This is a genomic window from Acinetobacter halotolerans (assembly GCF_004208515.1).
GTDB classification, from domain to species: Bacteria; Pseudomonadota; Gammaproteobacteria; order Pseudomonadales; family Moraxellaceae; genus Acinetobacter; species Acinetobacter halotolerans.
In genome coordinates, this window is the sequence record NZ_SGIM01000013.1 from 46,376 (window position 1) to 67,897 (window position 21,522).

19 protein-coding genes and 1 riboswitch are annotated in these 21,522 nt (G+C 42.3%); of the genes, 7 read left to right on the top strand and 12 right to left on the bottom strand.

All coding sequences use genetic code 11. The features are described from left to right. Positions 1 to 9: 9 nt before the first annotated feature. Genes EXE30_RS13800 through gacA form a run of 3 tightly spaced genes read right to left on the bottom strand, consistent with a single transcriptional unit; the run spans position 10 to position 3,681 of the window. Positions 10 to 1,440: a sigma-54-dependent transcriptional regulator gene (locus EXE30_RS13800; RefSeq protein ID WP_130162897.1), complete on the bottom strand. Its 1,431-nt coding sequence runs from the start codon at positions 1,438 to 1,440 to the stop codon at positions 10 to 12. A 21-nt stretch (positions 1,441 to 1,461) separates the two neighbouring features. Continuing rightward, positions 1,462 to 3,027: a sensor histidine kinase gene (locus tag EXE30_RS13805; protein WP_130162898.1), complete on the bottom strand. Its 1,566-nt coding sequence runs from the start codon at positions 3,025 to 3,027 to the stop codon at positions 1,462 to 1,464. 18 nt (positions 3,028 to 3,045) lie between these two features. Then, positions 3,046 to 3,681, bottom strand: a complete 636-nt coding sequence (gene gacA, locus EXE30_RS13810; RefSeq protein WP_004668213.1) for a response regulator transcription factor GacA — start codon at positions 3,679 to 3,681, stop codon at positions 3,046 to 3,048. Positions 3,682 to 3,889: 208 nt separating this feature from the next. Between gacA and pbpG the strand changes: the two genes are divergently transcribed. Then, positions 3,890 to 4,954, top strand: coding sequence for a D-alanyl-D-alanine endopeptidase PBP7/8 (pbpG, locus tag EXE30_RS13815; RefSeq protein ID WP_130162899.1), 1,065 nt, complete (start codon positions 3,890 to 3,892; stop codon positions 4,952 to 4,954). A 67-nt stretch (positions 4,955 to 5,021) separates the two neighbouring features. Here pbpG and thrC read toward each other — a convergent pair whose 3' ends face one another. The 4 genes from thrC to xerD form a co-directional block, all read right to left on the bottom strand. Further along, positions 5,022 to 6,161, bottom strand: a complete 1,140-nt coding sequence (gene thrC / locus EXE30_RS13820; RefSeq protein ID WP_130162900.1) for a threonine synthase — start codon at positions 6,159 to 6,161, stop codon at positions 5,022 to 5,024. A gap of 108 nt (positions 6,162 to 6,269) precedes the next feature. Beyond that, complete coding sequence (locus EXE30_RS13825; RefSeq protein ID WP_130162901.1) at positions 6,270 to 7,571, bottom strand: homoserine dehydrogenase; 1,302 nt, start codon at positions 7,569 to 7,571, stop codon at positions 6,270 to 6,272. Positions 7,572 to 7,700: 129 nt separating this feature from the next. After that, positions 7,701 to 8,516, bottom strand: a complete 816-nt coding sequence (locus EXE30_RS13830; protein WP_130162902.1) for a DsbC family protein — start codon at positions 8,514 to 8,516, stop codon at positions 7,701 to 7,703. A gap of 134 nt (positions 8,517 to 8,650) precedes the next feature. Further along, positions 8,651 to 9,571, bottom strand: coding sequence for a site-specific tyrosine recombinase XerD (xerD, locus tag EXE30_RS13835; RefSeq protein WP_130162903.1), 921 nt, complete (start codon positions 9,569 to 9,571; stop codon positions 8,651 to 8,653). A gap of 151 nt (positions 9,572 to 9,722) precedes the next feature. Between xerD and EXE30_RS13840 the strand changes: the two genes are divergently transcribed. From EXE30_RS13840 to ftsW, 5 genes are all read left to right on the top strand, one after another. Beyond that, entirely contained in the window at positions 9,723 to 9,983 is a 261-nt protein-coding gene (locus EXE30_RS13840) for a FeoA family protein (protein ID WP_130162904.1), read from the top strand. Further along, positions 9,980 to 11,833 carry a ferrous iron transporter B gene (gene feoB, locus EXE30_RS13845; RefSeq protein WP_130162905.1) on the top strand — a complete coding sequence of 618 codons (1,854 nt, stop codon included), beginning with the start codon at positions 9,980 to 9,982 and terminating at the stop codon, positions 11,831 to 11,833. The genes EXE30_RS13840 and feoB overlap by 4 nt, the downstream gene beginning before the upstream one ends. 73 nt (positions 11,834 to 11,906) lie before the next feature. Continuing rightward, the gene (locus EXE30_RS13850) at positions 11,907 to 12,158 is read left to right on the top strand and encodes a DUF6587 family protein (protein WP_130162906.1); all 252 of its coding nucleotides are present in this window, start codon (positions 11,907 to 11,909) and stop codon (positions 12,156 to 12,158) included. Positions 12,159 to 12,304: 146 nt separating this feature from the next. Continuing rightward, on the top strand, positions 12,305 to 13,663 hold the full coding sequence (murD, locus tag EXE30_RS13855) for a UDP-N-acetylmuramoyl-L-alanine--D-glutamate ligase (RefSeq protein ID WP_130162907.1): 1,359 nt from the start codon (positions 12,305 to 12,307) through the stop codon (positions 13,661 to 13,663). 10 nt (positions 13,664 to 13,673) lie between these two features. After that, positions 13,674 to 14,867: a putative lipid II flippase FtsW gene (gene ftsW, locus EXE30_RS13860; RefSeq protein WP_130162908.1), complete on the top strand. Its 1,194-nt coding sequence runs from the start codon at positions 13,674 to 13,676 to the stop codon at positions 14,865 to 14,867. A gap of 62 nt (positions 14,868 to 14,929) precedes the next feature. Here the strand turns inward: ftsW and gluQRS are convergent, their stop codons facing one another. The 5 genes from gluQRS to thiC form a co-directional block, all read right to left on the bottom strand. After that, a complete protein-coding gene (gluQRS, locus tag EXE30_RS13865) occupies positions 14,930 to 15,925 on the bottom strand; it encodes a tRNA glutamyl-Q(34) synthetase GluQRS (protein ID WP_130162909.1) in 996 nt (331 codons plus the stop codon). A 136-nt stretch (positions 15,926 to 16,061) separates the two neighbouring features. Then, complete coding sequence (dksA, locus tag EXE30_RS13870; RefSeq protein WP_004668232.1) at positions 16,062 to 16,595, bottom strand: RNA polymerase-binding protein DksA; 534 nt, start codon at positions 16,593 to 16,595, stop codon at positions 16,062 to 16,064. Positions 16,596 to 16,811: 216 nt separating this feature from the next. After that, positions 16,812 to 17,627 (bottom strand): 3',5'-cyclic-AMP phosphodiesterase, encoded by an 816-nt coding sequence (cpdA, locus tag EXE30_RS13875; RefSeq protein ID WP_130162910.1) that lies wholly within the window; start codon positions 17,625 to 17,627, stop codon positions 16,812 to 16,814. 22 nt (positions 17,628 to 17,649) lie between these two features. Next, positions 17,650 to 18,261, bottom strand: a complete 612-nt coding sequence (locus EXE30_RS13880) for an NUDIX domain-containing protein (protein WP_130162911.1) — start codon at positions 18,259 to 18,261, stop codon at positions 17,650 to 17,652. A 75-nt stretch (positions 18,262 to 18,336) separates the two neighbouring features. Then, positions 18,337 to 20,232 carry a phosphomethylpyrimidine synthase ThiC gene (gene thiC, locus EXE30_RS13885; protein WP_130162912.1) on the bottom strand — a complete coding sequence of 632 codons (1,896 nt, stop codon included), beginning with the start codon at positions 20,230 to 20,232 and terminating at the stop codon, positions 18,337 to 18,339. A 92-nt stretch (positions 20,233 to 20,324) separates the two neighbouring features. After that, positions 20,325 to 20,445, bottom strand: a riboswitch (TPP riboswitch). Positions 20,446 to 20,634: 189 nt separating this feature from the next. Here thiC and phoU point away from each other — a divergent pair. Then, complete coding sequence (gene phoU, locus EXE30_RS13890; RefSeq protein ID WP_121930628.1) at positions 20,635 to 21,357, top strand: phosphate signaling complex protein PhoU; 723 nt, start codon at positions 20,635 to 20,637, stop codon at positions 21,355 to 21,357. Positions 21,358 to 21,522 lie beyond the last annotated feature (165 nt).

A 21,522-nucleotide genomic window follows, 5' to 3' on the forward strand; every position in this document is an offset into this window, starting at 1 on the left:
TTTTAAGGATTATTCATCCTCTTCGGTATCTAAGCCGAATTTCTTTAAACGATAGCGTAAAGAGCGGAAGGTCATCCCTAATTTCTTAGCAGCTAAGGTTCGATTCCAGTGGGTTAAGTTCAGTGCGTTGAGAAGGACTTCTTTCTCAATATTTTCTAAATAACGTTCTAAGCCTTCAGGTGGAAGCTTTTTGGAACTGGTGCTTGGGCTGGTTGAATATTGTGCTGGTTCAACATCTTCTTGAGTATAGAATGATGCCGTCGGCATCGAGATCGGACTACGTAAAGGTGCGGTTTGTAAGTGTGCGAGGTCAATGCTGTTATCATCGCTGAGTGTCATTGCACGTTCAATGATATTACGCAATTCACGGACATTGCCAGGGAAGTATTGCTGTAGGAGGAACTGCTCAGCACGCGCAGTTAACGATTTGGCAGATAAATCCCATTCCTGACTGATTCTCTGGATAAAGTGATTTGCCAACAATAAGATATCTTGTCCGCGTTCACGTAAGGGTGGAAGTACAATATCCATCACATGAATACGGAAAAATAAATCTTGCCTAAATCGACCTTGTTGCACCAACAGTTCGAGATCTTGGTGGCTAGCACTAATCACTCGAAAATCAACATCAATTTCCTGATCTGAACCGACAGGGCGAATTCTCTTTTCCTGCACTGCACGCAGTAATTTCACTTGCATATTCAATGGCAGTTCAGCAATTTCATCTAAGAATAAACTACCGCCGTGTGCAGAAAGAATTAAGCCTTGTTTGTCTTGTGTCGCACCTGTGAAGCTGCCTTTTTTATGCCCAAATAACTCGCTCTCCATCAATTCGGTTGGAATCGCGCCACAGTTAATCGCGATAAACGGCCCCTCACTACGATTGCTTAAACGATGAACGAGATTTGCAACAACCTCTTTGCCAGTTCCTGATTCACCAGTAATAAATACAGGCGCTTGAGAACGTGCAATTTTCTTTAAAGCAATCCGTAACTGTTGAATTGGCGGTGAGCGACCGATTAACAGTTTATTTTCTAACGCTGTTTCGGCTGCCTCTTGTTCAGGTTGCGGTCGATTTAGAGCTTTTTGAATCAATTGATCCAAATGCTTTTGATTGACTGGTTTACTGACAAAATCAAATGCGCCCGCTTTTAAGGCGGCAATCGCAATGTCCATGTTGCCGTAAGCTGTGAGTACAGCGATGGGTGTGTTGGGATGATTTTGAGTGACGTGTTTGACTAAATCTAAACCATTGCCATCTGGGAGGTTCAAATCTGTTAGACAAGCATCATACTGAAACTCAGTGAAAAACTTTTTTGCTTGCTCAATCCGATAAGCGAGATGTGTCTTGATGCCCATTCGTGCAAGTGTCATTTGCATTAAGAGACACAAGTCCTCTTCATCGTCTACAAGCAAGACGAGTGGTTGTTTAGTTGTCATTCCCCGAAAAACCTAATTTAATCAATTAATTATTGAGCACTCAATCCTGAAGCATGCTCCTTGTTGTCGCTCTACATAGGTGAGCTTTGCATGATTTGCCTCACAAAATGTATGAGACAAATACAATCCTAAACCAGTTCCTTTAATTTCGGTACTAAAAAATGGTTTAAACAGCTGAGAAAGGTCACGTTTTGCAACGCCAGCACCAAAATCAATGACATCAATGCGCGTTCGTCCTTCATTTGAGTGAACATCAACCTCAATGTAAGGGGCATCTGAGGCATTATGTCGCAATGCATTTCGAATTAAATTAATCAGCACTTGGCGTAATTGTTTGTCATCAAATAGAACCTTGACGTCTTCAGGAATATTGAGCTGAATCATGTGTTTGACGTCAACTAAGTCCTCATTGCATAAACTCTCAAAGAATGTGGTCAGATCAATTGTTTGAGGCTCTGTCGGTTTGTTTCGTGCCATCGCTAAAGTGTCTTGCACTATGCTGTCAATCCGCTTGGCTTGTTTGCTAATCATGCGAGAGAGCATTTCTTGTTGATGTGCATCACTAGCTTTAAATAATTCATTAGCTTGTACAATCGCCGCCAAAGGATTACGAATCTCATGGGCAATGCTGGCCGAGAGTTGTCCAAGCGCAGCTAATTTTAATTGTTGTACTTGTTGTGTGAGTTTCTGCGCATCTTTTAAAACCAATAACACCAATGCTTGTTCTGGAACGATCAAATGTTTCACACGAACATTGACGGTATACAGACTCTGTTGTGACTCAAAAGTAAATTCTTCGCCATCTTCTAAATCACTAAATTTAATCAGTTCAAATAGATCGGGCTGCCACTTCATCAGGGGTGTTTTTTCGGCTGAGACAGGCACATGAATGCCCAATAAAGCATTGGCGGCTGGATTGGTCAATACGATATGGTTGCTTTCATCGAGCACCATATAACCATCTTCAATTTGTTCAAGAATATAGCGATTTATATTTTGAAGCTGATGAATTTCAATGGATTGATGAAAAGTCAAAGCTTCTAAAATATTAAACCGTTGTACCGCAATACGCCCAATTGCAAACACTACGAAAAATAGAAAGGCCAGCAGAAGACTATTACTCAAATGATTTAAGTTGTTGTAATCAAAAAAGTTACCAATGAAACGTTGGTAGATCACCATGATCACAGCAAAAAGGGTAATAATCAGTGAAAGCCGAGCATCAAGTAAGATCGCAGATGAAAAAATAATAATGACGTAGAGTAAGCTGAGTTGCAGGTTGGGTCCACCCGCTGAAAAAGTGATAATACTTAAGCAGATCACATCAATGATGAAGATCAATATCAATTGTTTGTTAATCTGCGATGGAACCAATCTTAGAAATAAAAGCTGACCGATATTAAAGGTGACATAAGCAATTAGCGTATAAAAATATAAAAATGGGTGAAGGTAATTGTGGGAAAGTTGCTCAGCGGTTAACAGGTAGATTAACAACAAACTAACGGAAATAATCAGACGATATCCGCTATACCAAGTGCCTAGCTGATAGATGGTTTGTGACACTGAGGATGCAATTTTTCCCAACATAGGCGATTCACAAGTGTTTTAAGGTTTAATCAGTCCATAACGAATCGCAAGATGGGTGAGCTTGACATCACTATCAATTGCCAGCTTTTCAAAAATACGATAGCGGTACGTATTTACGGTCTTCACACTGACAAATAACTTGTCAGCAATCTCTTGGGCACTAATACAGTTGACCACCATCATCGCCACTTGCATTTCACGTTCAGACAGCGCATCAAAAGGGGATTGCTGCGTATCAGAAAGATAAGAACTGGCCAGTTGTTCAGCGATGTCTGCACTGAAATATTTACCACCCAACATCACTTTGTTAATCGCACGAACCATTTCTGCAATCGGTGCACCTTTGGTGATATATCCTTTGGCGCCTGCTTTGAGTAAAAGGGAAGGGTAAGGTTCTTCCGCTAGACCACTTACGGCGATAACTTTGGTATCCGGGGCACTTTGTAACAAGCGTCGTGTGGTTTCTACACCACCAATCCCCGGCATGTTTACATCCAGAAGCACAACCTGAGGGTGTTTTTGGCGAACAATAGCGATCGCGTCTTCTCCAGATTCGGCCTGTCCAATGACCTCGACTTCTGGGTGGTCTTCTAACATACGACAAATACCTGTACGTACGAGTTCATGATCATCAACAACGAGAACAGTGATCAAGAAGACCTCCTTTATCAAAAAATTGGTTTTTTGTTACATAAAGCAAAATTAGCTTGCAATGAAATGACAAAATTAGCAATGCTATTCTTCATTTTAAGAGAATAGTTGTACACAATTGTGTCTATAAAAGCTTTACCCAATATGCTCAAATGTAAGGCATAATGATAGTAAGCGCAAATGTGCAGCATCCTGAGTTGAGTATTGTGTCGTGAAAAATGCTAAAAAATCTGTCATGCATGTCTTAGGCATGTCTATCTTGTTGGCTTGGAGTTCAACAAGTTTTGCTGAGTTGGTTGTCAATAACAATTCAGCGTCTTCGATTGACAATGGTTCAGCATCATTGAGCTGGTCGGCCAGTGATGTCAATCAGTTGATGAATGATGATGAGTCATTGGATCTTGCCCCGCAAGGCTCTACTTCTGTAACGACAACGTTACGTGGGGGTGGTACCGCTACGATTAGTTCATCGGCAACGCCTCAACAAAGTGTTCAAATCCGCGATACTTTTGGCTCGAGTCGTCAGCCCTCAGTTAATGCACGTGCTGCGTTGGTGATGGATGCACAAACAGGTGAAGTGCTGTATAGCAAAAATACCAACTCGGCTTTGCCAATTGCGTCAATCACCAAAGTCATGACAGCCGTAGTTACGGCTGATGCTCGATTGAACATGTCTGAAGAAATCACTTTGCAGAGCATTGATTTTGCTGGAGCGGGCGGGAAAAACTCGAGTTCAACACTACGCGCAGGCGATAGTATGAATCGAGCAGAATTATTGTTATTCGCTTTGATGAAATCAGAAAATCCTGCTGCTGCTGCTTTAGCGCGGACTTATCCAGGTGGGCGTACCGCTTTCTATGCGGCGATGAACAACAAAGCGAAACAATTGGGGATGACAGCGACCCATTATGTCGAGTCAACAGGTCTACATCCTGGCAATGTTTCATCGGCACGTGACTTAGGGATTTTGGTGAGTACTGCATCGCAGTATGGTTTGATTCGTCAGTTTTCAACGACACCGACCTATGATTTTAATTTAGGTTATCGTGTACTGAAGTCAAATAATACCAATGCTTTAGTACGTAATGGTGGTTGGAATATTAATTTGTCTAAAACTGGATATATTAATGAAGCAGGACGCTGTGTGGTCATGCACACCACTGTGAATTCACGTCCAGCGGTTGTGGTGTTATTGGGTGCACCAAGCACGCAAGCACGTAACAGCGATGCAACCAACTTACTGACATGGTTAAATACTTTGCCAAAACGTGTTTAATTATTATTGAACAAATAAAAAACCAGTTGCATGCAACTGGTTTTTTTATGTCATAAGACGCGATGGGTTACATATTAGAAAGAATCGAATCTTTTACTTGATCCATCGTAGCATCAATCGACAACATCACAGCATCAGCGCATTGCTTGATCGCTGTATCAGGATCTTTTAATCCATTCCCTGTAACAGTACAGACAATCACAGAGCCTTCAGCAATTTTACCTGCTTTAAGATCACGGATTGCACCACCGATCGATGCTGCTGATGCAGGCTCGACAAAAACACCTTCATACATTGAAAGTAAGCGTTGTGCTTCTAGGATTTCAGCATCCGTTAGTTCATCGAACCAACCTTTAGAATCACGTACTACTGCTTTAGCATGGTTCCAGCTTTGTGGATTACCAATGCGAATCGCAGTTGCAACAGTTTCAGGATGCTCTACAGGTGCGCCACGTAAGAACGGTGCAGCACCAGCAGCCTGATAACCGACCATAGTTGGTAAGCCTTCTGGCTTAGGTCCTGTGAACTGATCTGTAGCCGCATCATAAATCACTTGTTCAAACTGATCAGCAGGTTGATTTGCAACAGCTTCAGTATAACCCATCCAGTGTGCAGTGATATTACCTGCATTGCCGACAGGCAAGCAGTGATAGTCAGGTGCACGACCCAAAGCTTCTACGATTTCATAAGCAATGGTTTTTTGACCTTGCAAACGATAAGGATTAATGGAATTCACAATGGTAACAGGTGCTTGATCTGCAACTTCTTTGACGAGGCGCATACCATCATCAAAGTTCCCACGGATTTGCATGGTAATCGCACCGTACATCATCGCCTGAGCCATTTTACCCATTGCAATCTTGCCTTCTGGGATCAAGACAAATGCTTTGATACCTGCACGTGCTGCATAAGCTGCTGCTGCTGCTGAGGTATTCCCTGTAGACGCACAGATGATCGCTTTAGAGCCTTCTTCAACTGCTTTGGTTACTGCCATCGTCATACCACGGTCTTTAAACGAACCTGTTGGATTCAGACCTTCGTATTTCACGTAGATTTCAACGTTTTTACCAATAATACGTGGAATATTCTCGAGTTTAATTAGCGGTGTATTACCTTCACCTAAAGAAATTGCACGCGTAGTTGCAGTTACAGGTAAACGGTCACGATAACGATCTACAAGACCAGTATAACGATTGGCATTCGACATGATGGTGTTCCAATATATAGATATTTTAAATCTTTGTTTTCAAAAGGGACTTGGGGTTGTGCAAGCCCCCCTTTGAAAAGGGGGATTTAGGGGGATTTAAAAACCTGATTAACTATCGAGCGATTCTAAACGAATTCTGATGATTTCGCCATGAATTGCAGGTAAAGCTTGAATTTGTGCAAGGGCCTCATCCATTTTCGATTCAACAATTGGATCGGTTAAAATCACAATTGGAATCAAATCTTTTAGACGAGATTGTTGCATGATGGCATCAATACTAATGCCTGTACGACTTAAAATCGCGGTGACATCAGCCAATACGCCTGTCTGATCTTCAGCATTTAGACGGATGTAGTATCCTGTCGTCATTTCTTCACGGCTTAAAATTGGCATATCCGTTAAGGCTTCAAATGCCAACTGCGGAATCGTTCCTGCACCATCTTCGGTATACGAGATATCACGAACGATATCAATCACATCCGCCACGACAGCCGAAGCCGTTGGGCCAGCACCAGCACCAGCGCCGTAATACAATGTTGGACCCACGGCATGCGCTTGTACCAAGACTGCATTTTTAACGCCGTTTACATTGGCAATCAGCTGTTCAGCAGGAATCAGCGTTGGATGTACACGGAGTTCAATACCATTGGCTGCGCGACGAGCAATACCTAAATGTTTGATGCGGAAACCAAGTTCTTCAGCATATTTCACATCTTGCGCGGTGATTTTGCTAATCCCTTCGGTATATACCTTGTTAAATTGCAATGGAATACCAAAAGCACAAGAAGCTAAAATTGTAAGCTTATGTGCAGCATCAATCCCTTCAACATCGAAAGTTGGATCTGCTTCAGCATACCCAAGTTGTTGTGCTTCAGCCAAAACATCTGCAAATGCACGACCTTTCTCACGCATTTCGGTGAGGATAAAGTTACCTGTTCCGTTAATAATCCCTGCCAGCCATTCAATATGATTGGCAGCAAGACCTTCACGAATCACTTTAATAATCGGGATACCGCCAGCCACTGCAGCCTCATAGGCGATTTGGACCGCATTATCTTCAGCAGCTTTAAACAGTTCATTGCCATGTTCAGCAAGTAAAGCTTTGTTTGCCGTTACGACTTGCTTGCCATGTTTAATGGCTTCCATAATCAGTTCATAAGCAGGATGAATCCCACCCATAACCTCCACCACGACATCAACATCAGGTTGACGCACAATTTCCATGAGATCAGCGCTTTGCTGAATTCCTGCGAGTTGTAAATCTGGACGTGGACGGCGTGTGCCTACGTGTGTAATTTGAATTTCTCGACCAGTACGGCGTTTAATTTCAGCAGCATTTTCTTGTAGTAATTTAAGGGCTCCACCACCAACAGTACCAAGACCGAGTATCGCCAGACGAACTGGTTTCACGTCACACTCCATTTTATTCAATCATTTTAATGAAGCTTGATCATAGCTAAAAAAATGCAGCGACACTAGGGCTAAGATCATCTTTAATCTGTCGCCCAAGTCGTTCTTTTTTGGAGTTAGAGAAAAGGCTTATTTGTTTAAGCGTTGAGCGATTTCATCCGCAGTCATATAGCCACCTAAATACTCGCCGTCGACGTTATAAATTGCAGGCGTACCATTTACACCCATATTTAAACCGAGTTGGTATTGCTCACTGACAGGATTCTTACATTCTGCTGCTGAAACAGGCAAGCCTTGAATGGCTTGGTCAAATGCAGCTTTACGATCCTTACTACACCAAATGGCTTGCATGGTCGGCATAAATTGATCACCACGCGGCCAAGCGATATAACGAACCTCAATGCCTTTTTCATTTATGGCTGGAATATTCTCATGGAGTCGGTGGCAGTATGGGCAGCTCGAATCGGTAAATACATAAATGATATGTTTGGCTTTGCCGCCTTTGGCTGGATAAACAATCAGGTCTTCATTCTTTAATGAGGCCAAGTGTTTTTTATTCTCAGTGGCTTGCAATGCTTCGCTGACATTATGTAGTTGTTTGTCTCCTAAGCGAATCACATCACCTTGAATAATATATTGACCATCACTGGTTGCATAAACAGAGCCCATACCTTCAAGATTGATCCAAAATAAGTTGGGAACTTCAGTTTTTTGTATTGAAACGATTTTAGCGTTGATGTTGGCTGCTTTAAAATTCTTTTCTAAGGTCGAGATCAAGCGTTGTTGTGCATTGCGCTCATTTAACGTGGATGCTTCACCTGTCGCAGGTGTACTTGCTGTGAGCGTATCTTGTTTTTGTGCTGAATTTTCTTTTGAGCAAGCACTGACCAATAATGTTGAGGCTAATGTACAAGCAAGTACAAGCTGAGATCGAGTAAAAACCATAAAGAACCTTTTTTGTACGTTTTCATTTCTATAAGCGGCTAAGCATACCAAAAAAATCAACTGACTTCGTTAAATCTTGCTGACTCTCTGTGAACGAGAATATATTGCTGCTGATTCTTTGATAAATGGTGATTTCAGCCACGTGGATGATGTTTGGTATGTAATTGTTGCATACGATGTTGTGCGACATGCGTATAGATTTGAGTTGTAGAAAGATCACTGTGTCCGAGTAGCGTTTGTACTACACGTAAATCAGCACCATGATTCAAAAGGTGGGTTGCAAAAGCGTGACGTAAGGTATGGGGCGATAATTCGGTTTGAATATTGGCTTGTAGGGCATAGCGTTTAATTGCATACCAAAAATTTTGACGACTCATGATTCCACCATGCTGGGTCAAAAATAGATAATCGGTACTACTTTTATACAATTGTGGTCGTGATTCCGCTAAATATTTTTCAATCCATTCGCAAGCATGTTGTCCAAGGGGCACTAGACGTTCTTTGTTACCTTTACCCGTAATACGCAAGAATCCCTGTTTGAGGTTGATCAGTTCTAAACGCAGATTGAGTAACTCCGAAACACGTAAACCGCAGGCATATAAAACCTCGAGCATGGCGCGATCACGTAGACCTAAGGCATGGCTAATATCTGGTGCATGAATCAACGCTTCCACATCTTGTTCGGACAAGTCTTTGGGGAGTGCTCGACCAATCTTCGGAGATTGATGGGTAGCAACAGGATTGTCATCTCTGAGTTTTTGTTCTCTTAGAAATTTATAAAATTGACGTAAAGCGGATAAGCACCTTGCGATAGATCGGGGGCTTTTACCTGCTTTGGTCAATGCAATCAATACATCTGCAATATCATCACTCGTCCATTGCGGTAATAAGCCATTTTTGTGCAATTCACTACATTGAATGAGGTCAGATAAATAAGCATTACGGGTATGCGGGCTTACGGTTTGTGCCACTAAATAATCACGAAAACCCTGTAAAAAACTTAAATGTTCTGGAATGGTCACGGCGACAGGGATGCGTGGTTTTTTATTTAACATGAAAGTTCAGATATACATTGTTTGTTGGCACTGTAAAAGAAAATTAATGGCTTGTCGATTGAAGGATTATTGTAAATGCCATTGAGATTGCTTTTGGTAATTATTCTCATTTGCCTGTATACTTGACCAAAAGGTTTTATGGTGAAAAGTGGTGCGTTTATCAGCATTAAAAGTCAAGCAAACAGCGATGATTACCAAAGTTAATCGCTCAGTCGATGAAACGGAGCATGCAGATCTTGTGGCAGTTCGTTTAGAGAGTCTAGGCTTTGTGCCAGGTACACAAGTACAAGTGGTGACCAAGGGTATTTTTGGTGGTGACCCCATTCTCATCCAAATTGGTTTTACGCGTTTTGCATTGCGTAAGGCCGAAGCCGATAAAATCGAGATTCAATTACAAGGAGTACCTGCATGAGTGATACGTTACGTGTTGCCCTTGTGGGAAATCCAAACTGCGGTAAGACATCTTTATTTAACCATTTAACTGGAACACGTCAGAAAGTTGCCAACTATGCAGGAGTAACGGTTGAGCGCAAGGTTGGACACTTCCAATTGCCTTCTGGTAAAAGTGTGCGTGTGCTTGATTTACCAGGCACCTATAGCTTGCAAGCAACCAGTCCAGATGAAGAAATTACCCGAGATGTTTGCCAAGGCAAAATTGCAGAAGAAGGGCAGCAAGATGCCTTTTTATGTGTCGTGGATGCAACCAACTTAAAATTGCATTTGGGTTTGGTCTTGGAAATGATCGAGCTTGGGCGTCCGATACTGGTTGTATTGAACATGATGGATGAGGCACGTCGCCGTGGTATCCAGATTAATACACAGAAGTTATCACAACGTTTAGGCGTACCGGTGGTTGAAACTGTCGCTGTACGCAACGCAGGCATCGAAAATTTACGTCATGCTTTGGATCAAGAAAAGTATTCGATCCCGCAAACGGAGTTAAGTGGTTTAACAGGTGAGCATCATCAGAAAATTGAAGTGATTTTCAAAGATGTGGTGAGCTTTGTTGATCAGGAAGATAAACGTACTGATTTTCTCGATAAAATATTTTTACATCCAGTCTTAGGTCTACTTAGTCTTGCCGTCATGATGTTCGTGGTGTTCCAAGCTGTTTTTGCTTGGGCTGCGCCTTTTATGGATGGTATCGAGGAGTTTTTTGCTTGGCTTGGTGGGCTATTAGGCGAATCGATTGCGAATCCGTTGCTGAATAGTTTGGTGGTTGATGGGATTATTGCTGGTGCAGGCAGTGTGGTGGTATTTTTGCCACAAATTTTAATTTTATTCTTCTTTATTTTGGTTTTGGAAGAATCGGGTTATTTACCTCGCGCGGCATTTTTACTTGATAAGCTAATGTTTAAAGCGGGTTTGAGTGGACGTGCGTTTATCCCGTTATTGTCTAGCTTTGCTTGTGCTGTTCCTGGAATTATGGCGACGCGCAGTATTAGTGACCATCGAGATCGTTTTACCACGATTATGGTTGCGCCGTTGATGACCTGTTCTGCGCGCTTACCTGTTTATGCGCTCTTAATTGCTGCATTTATTCCAAGTCAAACTGTGTGGGGAATTTTCAATCTGCAAGGTTTGGTGCTGTTCGGTTTATATATGGCTGGTATTGTTAGTGCATTATGTGTTGCCTTTGTGACTAAGTTTTTACAAAAGGACAAATCACAACATGCACTGTTACTTGAGTTGCCAAGTTACCGTATTCCCGATATCAGAAGTGTGGCCATTGGTTTATTAGATCGAGGCAAAATTTTCTTAAAACGCGTCGGTGGAATCATTTTCGCCCTGTCGATTTTACTTTGGTTTCTGTGCACCTTCCCTCAAGCGCCTGAAGATGCAACCCGCGCTGCGATTGATTATAGTTTTGCAGGGATGTTGGGTCATTTGATGCAACCTATTTTTGCACCACTCGGTTTTAATTGGCAAATTTGTATTGCTTTGATTCCTGCAATGGCTGCACGTGAAGTAGTGGTTGCTGCGTTGGGTACGGTTTATGCGTTGTCTGGTGCTGATGATGATGCGATTGCAGAGGGCTTGGCGAGTTTAATCAGTGCTGATGGTTCAGGTTGGTCATTGGCAACAGGTTTGTCATTATTGGTGTGGTTTATTTATGCGCCACATTGTCTAGCGACTTTGGCAACGGTACGTCGTGAAACAGGTTCTTGGAAACATGTGAGTATCATGACAGCGTACCTGTTTGGACTGGCTTATTTGATGTCTTTCTTCACGTACCAAATTGCATCTAGCATTTGGGGGTGATTGTATCTTCCCTTGCGCTGCAATAACCGTAGCGCATCCCTTTTACATAGGGAGGGATAATTGGAGAGTGGCTATGGTTGAGTACTTAATTGTTGCTGTATTGGTGCTATGGAGTACCGTTGTTGTTTTTAAAAAGGTATTTCCTCAAACAGCAGGCTCAGTATTTCTCGCTTTGTCGAGCATCTGTAAACGTTTCGGTTGGCAACGTTTGGCGAAATGGTTGAAACCTAAAATTGTTGTGGGTTGTGCTGGCGGTTGCGGTTGTTCGACCGATGACACGGCAACGAAAAAGCCAGAAGCAATTCAAACGGTAAAATGGCGTTAACTTTCGTCTAAAAAGCCATCGAATGATGGCTTTTTTACGCACTGACACAAAAAAAGCAGAATAAAGATAAAACTGAAAAAGCATTCAAAACAGCAAAGTGCTAACATTTTTGCCATTCTATGTTCTGCAAAAAAAATGGGGCAAAAATGTTAATACAACGTGGTGGATTAAAAGTTGTGGCAGGCTTGGGTATTTCAGGTGTGTCCGCAGTTAACTTTCTACATAAACAAGGCTACCAAGTTGCAGTAACAGACTCTCGAACAACACCGCCAGGACATGACCAAATCCCCTCAGGTGTGCGAAGCAGTTTTGGTAAATTAGATCTTGAACTTTTATTGCAAGCGGAAGAAATCATTTTAAGTCCAGGACTTGCTCCGCAACTGCCAGAGATTCAACAGGCGATTGCTCAAGGCATCCCTGTGGTAAGTGATATTCAGTTGCTCCGCCGCGCGACAGAAGTTCCAATCGTCGCGATTACTGGGTCAAATGCAAAAAGTACAGTGACGACTCTCATCGGTTTAATGGCCGCAGATGCAGGCAAAAAAGTGGCTGTAGGGGGGAATCTTGGACGCCCCGCGCTGGATTTACTCAAAGATCAACCTGAACTGATTGTATTAGAGCTTTCGAGTTTTCAACTTGAAACGACTTCCCATCTCAATGCTGAAGTGGCTGTGTTGCTCAATATGAGTGAAGATCACTTAGATCGTCATGGCGATATGTTGGGTTATCACAAAGCCAAGCATCGTATTTTCCAAGGTGTCAAAAAGGTGGTGTATAACCGTGACGATAGTTTGAGTCGCCCTTTAGTTCCAGATGTGACACCGATGCAGAGTTTTGGGCTGAATGCACCTGACTTGAATCAATATGGTGTGCTCCGAGAAGCCGATGGCAGCATGTGGTTGGCACGTGGGCGTGAACGTTTGATCAAAAGCTCGGATCTTTATATTCAAGGTATGCATAATATTGCCAATGCTTTGGCCTGTTTGGCGCTTGGTGAAGCCATTGGCCTAGCAACGTCATCGATGCTTGAAACACTTAAAACGTTTAAAGGTTTAGAGCATCGTTGTGAATATGTTGAAACGATTGATGGTGTTCGTTATTACAACGACTCTAAGGGCACTAATGTCGGTGCAACACTGGCCGCTATCGACGGTTTGGGTGCTGCTATTGAAGCGAAACAAGGTAAATTAGCATTGATCGTGGGTGGTCAAGGTAAAGGGCAAGACTTCAAACCATTACGTGATGCAATACAGAAATATGTGAAGAAGGTTATATTGATCGGTGAAGATGCGGCAGTGATTGAACAAGCGTTACAAGGTACCACGACCATCCAACATGCGAATAACTTGAAAGAAGCAGTAGATGCTGCTCAGAAAGTGACTCAAGCAGAAGACGTAGTGTTACTTTCGCCTGCTTGTGCTAGCTTTGATATGTTTAAAAGCTACAATGACCGTGGACATCAATTCGTGGCATGTGTACATGCCTTGAATGAAAATAAAAACTAGGAATAACACTATGGCTGATTTAGCCCAAAATACGGCACAAAAAATTTCGCAATTATTGAGTCGTCTGCCTAAGCTTCCAGCAGAAATGACGGCACGTAATCTGCTTATTTTTTGTGTTGTTTCGTTGTTGTGTCTCGGTTCGGTGATGGTGGCATCTGCATCGATGCCATATGCAGAATATATTCATGAGAACCCATTTTACTTTTTGATTCGTCATGGTATTTCGATTTGTGTGGCTGCTGTGGTGGCTTTTCTGACCTATCGTATTTCTATGAATCTGTGGTTCAAAAATGCTTTTCTATTATGGCTCATCACCATGGGTTTGTTATTGGCGGTATTGTTGGTTGGTACCGAAGTAAATGGTGCACATCGTTGGATTAAGGTTGGTGGCTTTACCTTGCAGCCGACTGAAATTGCCAAAATTGTGATGGCGATCTTTACTGCGGATTATGTGGTACGCCGTGCCAAAGAAGTTCGAACGCATTGGAAAGGTTTGTTGCGTTTAAGTGGTGTGATGGCATTAACCGTTGGCTTTATTGTGGCGGAACCAGATCTTGGTGCCACCATCGTGATTGTGTTGATGATGGTTGGCGTGTTCTTTTTGGCTGGTGCACCTGCGACTCAATTCCTGATCATGTTAGGTGCGATTTTAGCGGGCATTAGTGCGCTGATTATCTTTGAGCCCTTCCGTTTTCAACGCTTACTGTCTTTTACTAACCCATGGGCAGATCCCTTAGGTGTTGGTTATCAGCTATCTAACGCGCTGATGGCATTTGGGCGTGGTGAGTGGTTTGGAACGGGTTTGGGGCACAGTGTACAAAAGCTCTCCTATCTTCCTGAAGCACATACTGATTTTATGTTGGCTGTGCTTGGTGAAGAATTCGGTTTTGTCGGGGTGACCTTGGTCATGATCCTGTCCTTCACGATGTTGGCGTGTTGTATCAAGATCGGGCATCGTGCTTTGCAGCATAACTACTTGCGTGCAGGTTACTTGGCTTATGGGATTAGTATTATTTTCTTGCTACAAATTTTGGTGAATGCGGGCATGAATATGGGTCTGATGCCTACCAAAGGTTTAACACTGCCATTTATTAGTTATGGTGGTACTTCATTGATGATGTGTGCGGCAATGATTAGTTTGATTCTAAAAATTGATGCATCGACACAAGAGCTCAATCCTGTCAAAGAAGAATCAAATTTCTAATTGATTTAAAAGTGAAAACAGCCCTGAGCAATTGAAGCTAATTGCTTAGGGCTTTTTATTGGCTATTGGTAAATTCCAGTCAACTGATGGCCCTTAGGAATCAAATTCGCATCCCACTGTTGAACAGCTTGTTGCAGCATGACGCGTGGTTGATCAAGCTCAACCTGCGGTTGACCTAGGGCTAAAATGGCGTGTTGTAATAATGTGGGTGCTTTAGAGATATCCAAGGCTTGCGCAAGATTTTGTTTAGAGAGTTTTTGTCCTTGCTCATTCATGGCAAGAGGAAGATGCATATAGCTTAATAATGGATAATCAAGCAGTGAGCCGAGCCAAATTTGGCGAGCTGTGTTATCCAGTAGGTCTGCGCCTCGTACCACGTGCGTGATAGCTTGTAGATAATCATCCACCACCACAGCCAGTTGATAACTAATAATCCCATCACGACGTTTTAAGACAAAGTCACCGAGTTCATATTCGAGGTTCGAGCATTGTTGACCTTGTAGGCGATCTTCAAAGCAGATGGGTTGATCGGTGACTTTAAGACGGATCGCTTGCTGGGCAAAATCCAGATGTAAATTGCGGCATGTTCCAGCATAAATGTGATTTGAGCCGAGCATTTTACGGGTACATTGACAGGCATAGATGGCTTGAGATGATTTTAATTGTTCAAGTACCTGTTCATAAATATCTAAGCGATCTTTTTGGAAAATGATCTCACCATCAGGTTCAAACTGAAAGGCATCAATACACGCAAGAATATGTGCTTCACTATTTGGGTAAATACGGGGGATATCAGTATCTTCTATCCGAACCAGCCATTTACCGTGATTGGCTTTTGCATCGCAATAACTGGCAACCGCAGTGAGTAAGGATCCAAAATGCAAGGGACCTGTAGGCGAGGGGGCGAACCGCCCGATGTATGAGCAGCGATTAAGCAAAGCATCGCTTTGCCGCTGCGCAAGAGAAAAACTCTGATTTTCTGGCAGGCGATTAAGCAAAGCATCGCTTTGCCGCTGCGCAAGAGAAAAGCTGTGATTTTCTGGAAGAGGATTAGACATAGAGAATGGTGGATAAAATATTTTTATCTATTATTAAATTTCCCCTAGTCTCGAGAAGCATTTAAAGCTTCGCAAGACTAAAGAGGGGGAAATTCTTCCCTAAAATGCGATTGAAGCGGCGCAAGAAAGGGAGGATTTATCCGTTATTTTGCTTTTCTTTGATTTCAGCCAAAGTTTTGCAATCAATACACTGAGTCGCAGTTGGACGTGCTTCTAAGCGACGTAAACCGATTTCGATACCGCAAGTCTCACAGAAACCATAATCACCTGCTTGTATTGCTTCAAGTGATTGTTCAATTTTACGAATGAGTTTACGCTCACGGTCACGTGTACGCAGTTCAATCGCAAACTCTTCTTCTTGTGTCGCGCGGTCGTTTACATCAGGCAGCGCTGATGATTCGTCTTGCATGGTGTTCAAGGTGCGATCAACCTCTGACATCAACTCAGCTTTCCACGCATTTAAGATCAGGCGGAAATGCTCCAGTTGTCCATCAGACATGTATTCTTCGTTTTTCTTTGGCTGATAAGGTGCGATACCAAATAAGCTGGCAGTCGTTCCACCTTCTGAAGCTTTCGGTTTGGTTTTTCGCACACGTTTTACAGGCGCTTTTTGCTCGTCAATCACTTCTGTTTGTTCATCCAAGACTTGATTTTGGTTGTCATTCGCCATATAGGGCATTCCTCATCTTACACGTACTATCTATACGCAAAAAATATGGTGATATGCAAGTGTTTTTATAGAAACTCTCGATGGTTTTTTCCATCAGGGGTCGTCATCATATAGATTTTTTCAGAAAGATGGTAGTCATTCCTGTCTAGATTTGGTGAGAAATCAGTGAAGTGATTTGTAATCAAAAGTTTGGAGTGGGGTGATTATTGATCTGCGCTAGTCATAACCTAAAACTTCTGAACTTATTAAGCGTTCGGAGGTAGATAAACGGTAAACTTGGGTTTCTAATTCCCCGTTGGCTTTGAGGCAGATATACCGATAACCTGGATGTTCTTCATCTAAGGCAAATTTATCACTTTTCGGTTTAAATTGAATACAAGTCGATGGGGTGGATAAAAACTCAATGCCGTGCCATGTCTGAATAGAGTCTTGATGGACGTGTCCACAAATAATGGCTTTGATATTAGAAAAAGGTTTAACTATTTCCAGTAAATCAGACGAGTTTTTTAATTTGTGTTGATCAATCCAAGCGGATTGCATTGCAAATGGATGGTGATGACATGCAATGATGACATAACGATCCTGTAACTGAGGGAGCAGTTCCGTTAACTGTTTTAACTGAATATCGGCAACTTTACCGTCGATACGTTGCGGTTGCGCGCTATTGAGTAAAATAATGCTCCATTTCCCCAACTCAATGACTGTCGGTTGTGTTTGATCAGCGTGATGAAATGGGAAATGTGCCACATCATCATGGTTGCCTGGGGTGTGGAAAAAGGGAATGCCTAAGCTTTGCATATGCTGAATATAGCGTTGATATGTCACAGGCGTAGGTGTTTGGGCTAGATCACCAGTGTGGACAATGAGGTCGATTTGGGGATGCTGTTCACGCATCAATTCAATGACGGCACGAAAACTCAGTTCGGGCTGCATTCCAACGAACTCTAAGTGTGGATACTCTAATAAATGTGTATCAGTAATCTGTATCATCACAAAATCTTGTTGAGATGATGTTGAGACTTGGAATGTCACCGTCTTTAGCCCCTCAGACTTGTTATCGTTGTTGTATGTGTTGAGCAAGCCATTGTAATGCCATAATTACAGGTGCATTTCTCAACCGCCCATTGTGTAATAATACGTCTAATTGGGAATAATCAAATAAATGAAGTTGAATATTTTCACCCTCATCTGGTTCCCCAAAAATGCCGCCATTTATTGGCAATTCAACTTCTGCGACATATAAATGAAAAAGTTCAGAGCAAGCGCCAGCAGATGGATAGAAGCTAAATAAGTGTTTTAATGTTGTGATCTCACAACCTGATTCTTCTAATGTTTCTCGGCGAATACAGCTTTCGGGAGATTCATCTCCATCAAGCACGCCCGCAATGATTTCAAGTTGCCATGCTGAGTCAGCATCATTGAACGCACCAATGCGGAATTGTTCAATAAGCGCAAAGCGTTGTTGTTGGTCGTTGTACAATAAAACACCAGCGGCTTCAGGACGATGAACAAGTTCACGTTGAATGCTGGGCGAATAATCAACTCGATCAAAGAGTCGATGTTTTAAGCTCACTTTCTCAACTTGGATGAATCCTCGAAATAATAGCTCTCGAGATTCTATCGTTACGTCGGATGCTGAATAGCTGGCGTGTTCAAGAATATTCATCTTCAATCAGGATGAGATTGTACATATCTCATCCTAACCGAGAATGTTTCGCAGGCAAATCTTTTTTTAGTGGATTTACACTTTGTGGTACAATTTTTGACCATGTTCCTGATAGGCGGCTTTCATTGCATTGAGACCTGCTTCAACTTCTGTTTCAGCATCATTTGATTGCTTGGCATTGCTTTGGTTTTGCGCATAATCTCGCACGTTTTGTGTGATTTTCATCGAACAGAATTTAGGTCCACACATTGAACAGAAGTGAGCTGATTTATGTGCATCTTTTGGAAGCGTTTCATCATGCATACTGCGTGCGGTGTCTGGGTCCAAGCTTAAATTAAACTGATCATCCCAGCGGAATTCGAAACGTGCTTTCGACAGGGCATTATCACGAACTTGCGCGCCTGGATGGCCTTTAGCCAAGTCGGCTGCATGCGCTGCAATTTTGTAGGTAATGATGCCGTCTTTTACATCTTTCTTGTTTGGTAAGCCTAAATGCTCTTTCGGCGTAACATAACATAGCATCGCAGTGCCATACCAACCAATCATCGCTGCGCCGATAGCAGAGGTAATATGGTCATAGCCTGGTGCAATATCAGTCGTCAGTGGGCCAAGTGTATAAAATGGTGCTTCTTTACAGACTTCAAGCTGTAGGTCCATATTTTCTTTGATCATATGCATTGGCACATGACCTGGACCTTCAATCATCACTTGAACATCATGTTCCCAAGCACGATGAGTCAACTCACCTAAAGTTTTGAGTTCGCTGAATTGTGCTTCATCGTTGGCATCTTGAACGCAACCAGGACGTAGGCCATCGCCCAAACTAAATGACACGTCATAAGCTTTCATGATTTCGCAGATTTCATCAAAATGCGTATATAAGAAGTTTTCTTCATGATGCGCCAAACACCATTGCGCCATAATCGAACCACCACGAGACACGATGCCTGTGAGGCGATTCGCAGTCATTGGCACATAACGCAATAATACACCCGCATGGATAGTGAAATAGTCCACACCTTGTTCTGCTTGTTCAATCAACGTGTCCTTAAAGATTTCCCAAGTGAGATCTTCTGCAACGCCGTCTACTTTTTCTAAAGCTTGATAGATTGGCACGGTACCAATAGGAACAGGCGAGTTACGAATAATCCATTCACGCGTTTCGTGGATATTTTTTCCTGTTGATAGATCCATAATGGTATCTGCACCCCAACGGGTTGCCCATGTCATTTTAGCCACTTCTTCATCAATTGATGAACCAAGTGCAGAGTTACCGATATTGGCATTAATTTTCACCAAGAAATTACGTCCAATAATCATGGGCTCAATTTCGGGGTGATTAATATTGGCAGGAATAATCGCACGTCCTTCAGCAACTTCTTGTCGCACGAATTCAGGGGTGATTTCTTTGAGGTTTTGTGCACCAAAGTTTTGACCTGCATGCTGGCGCATATCAACACCTTCACGTTGGCGTTGATTCTCACGAATGGCAATATATTCCATTTCAGGGGTGATAATACCCTGTCTAGCATAATGCATTTGTGAGACGTTTTTTCCCGCTTTGGCACGACGCGGATTTTGAATATGTGCAAAACGAATATCAGCGGTACGAATATCTTTTAGACGTGCTTGACCAAATTCAGAACTCAAACCCGAAAGAACATCGGTATCGCCACGTTCTTCAATCCATGCTTGACGAACAGAGGGTAAGCCTTTATTAAGGTCAATCTGTATATTTGGGTCGGTATATACGCCCGAAGTGTCATAAATCATCACAGGTGGGTTATGTTCACCACCTAAGCCAGTCGGGGTATCAGTCAGGCTGATTTCACGGAATGGCACTTGGATATCTGGGCGAGAACCTTGAACATAAACTTTGTTTGATGCTGGTAAAATACGAGTTAAATCTTTAGCGTCTTGCTCATGTTGAGCAGAAATATCAGCTGGAGAAAGATTCGTTAATTGGTTCATGGCATGATCCTTATGTTATGGCATTAACGAATCAAGCACGACCAAAAACAATGGCGGATTTATCCTTGAAAAAGTGGATAAAACTGAGCTAGGCTTTTGCTGGGCTTGATTCCTACGCAGGTGTTAACCTGATCAGGTTCAACGGTACTGATCTTTAAATCTAAAGATTAAGATCATCTCAGCAGTTGATTAACTGCGCTCCGTCAAGCAGCATTTAGCTTAGCATGATTCTGATCGTGTCTGTTGGCTGGAATTATCAGAATTGCACAATTTTTCTAACTTCTATGATATGTTTAAAATATCCGAGTTGTTCAATCGGAATTGAGATGACTGTCATAAAAGTTTCATCATTGTTGTGTTTTAATCATCCATCATTTTCCATGTGTCTAATGGAGGCATACTGTGAGTCCAAGTAATCCTGTGTTAAGTCATCATATTTCTTCTCAATTTAATGAAGACTTACAAGATGTGCATACCAAATTTATGAGCATGGGGGGATTGGTTGAGCAACAGGTTGCCAATGCAATTCATGCACTTTTAGATACCGATGCCAATTTAGCGATGGATGTTCAGTTCAAAGACAATACCGTCAATCAGCTTGAACGTGATATTGATGAAGGTTTAACTTTGATTTTGGCACGTCGTCATCCCGCAGCGATTGATTTACGTATGGTCATTGCCATGAGTAAGGCCAATACAGATTTAGAGCGTATTGGTGATGAAGCAGCAAAAATCGCCCGTATCGCTCAAAACTTATGTGAAGAAGGCGAGTCGCCACGTGGTTATATGGAAACGCGTCATATTGGTAATCAAGTACGGGTGATGATTCACGATGCCTTAGATGCTTTTGCCCGTTTAGATGTCGATCAAGCGTTAAAGGTTGTGATGGCGGATGGGGATATTGACCGAGAATACCAATCAGCAACACGCACGCTGATGACGTATATGATGGAAGATCCACGTCATATTTCACGTGTGATTAACGTGATGTGGGTATTGCGTTCTTTGGAACGTATTGGTGATCACTCGCGTAATATTTCAGAGCAAGTGATTTATATGGCAAAGGGCAGAGATGTTCGTCATACCAGTATTGAAGAAATTGAACAAACAGTACATCGAAAATAAATTTTCCTGCTTTTTCAGATTTAATTAAAAATAAGCTGAGCTTTGAAGTGATTTCAAGCTCAGCTTTTTATTGTTTTTGACATCATGATATTTGTGTAAGCGGGACTGTTATAGTTTTTTGCAAAAGCGCTGTGTCTATCTTTAGAGGAGCGATACATTCAAAAT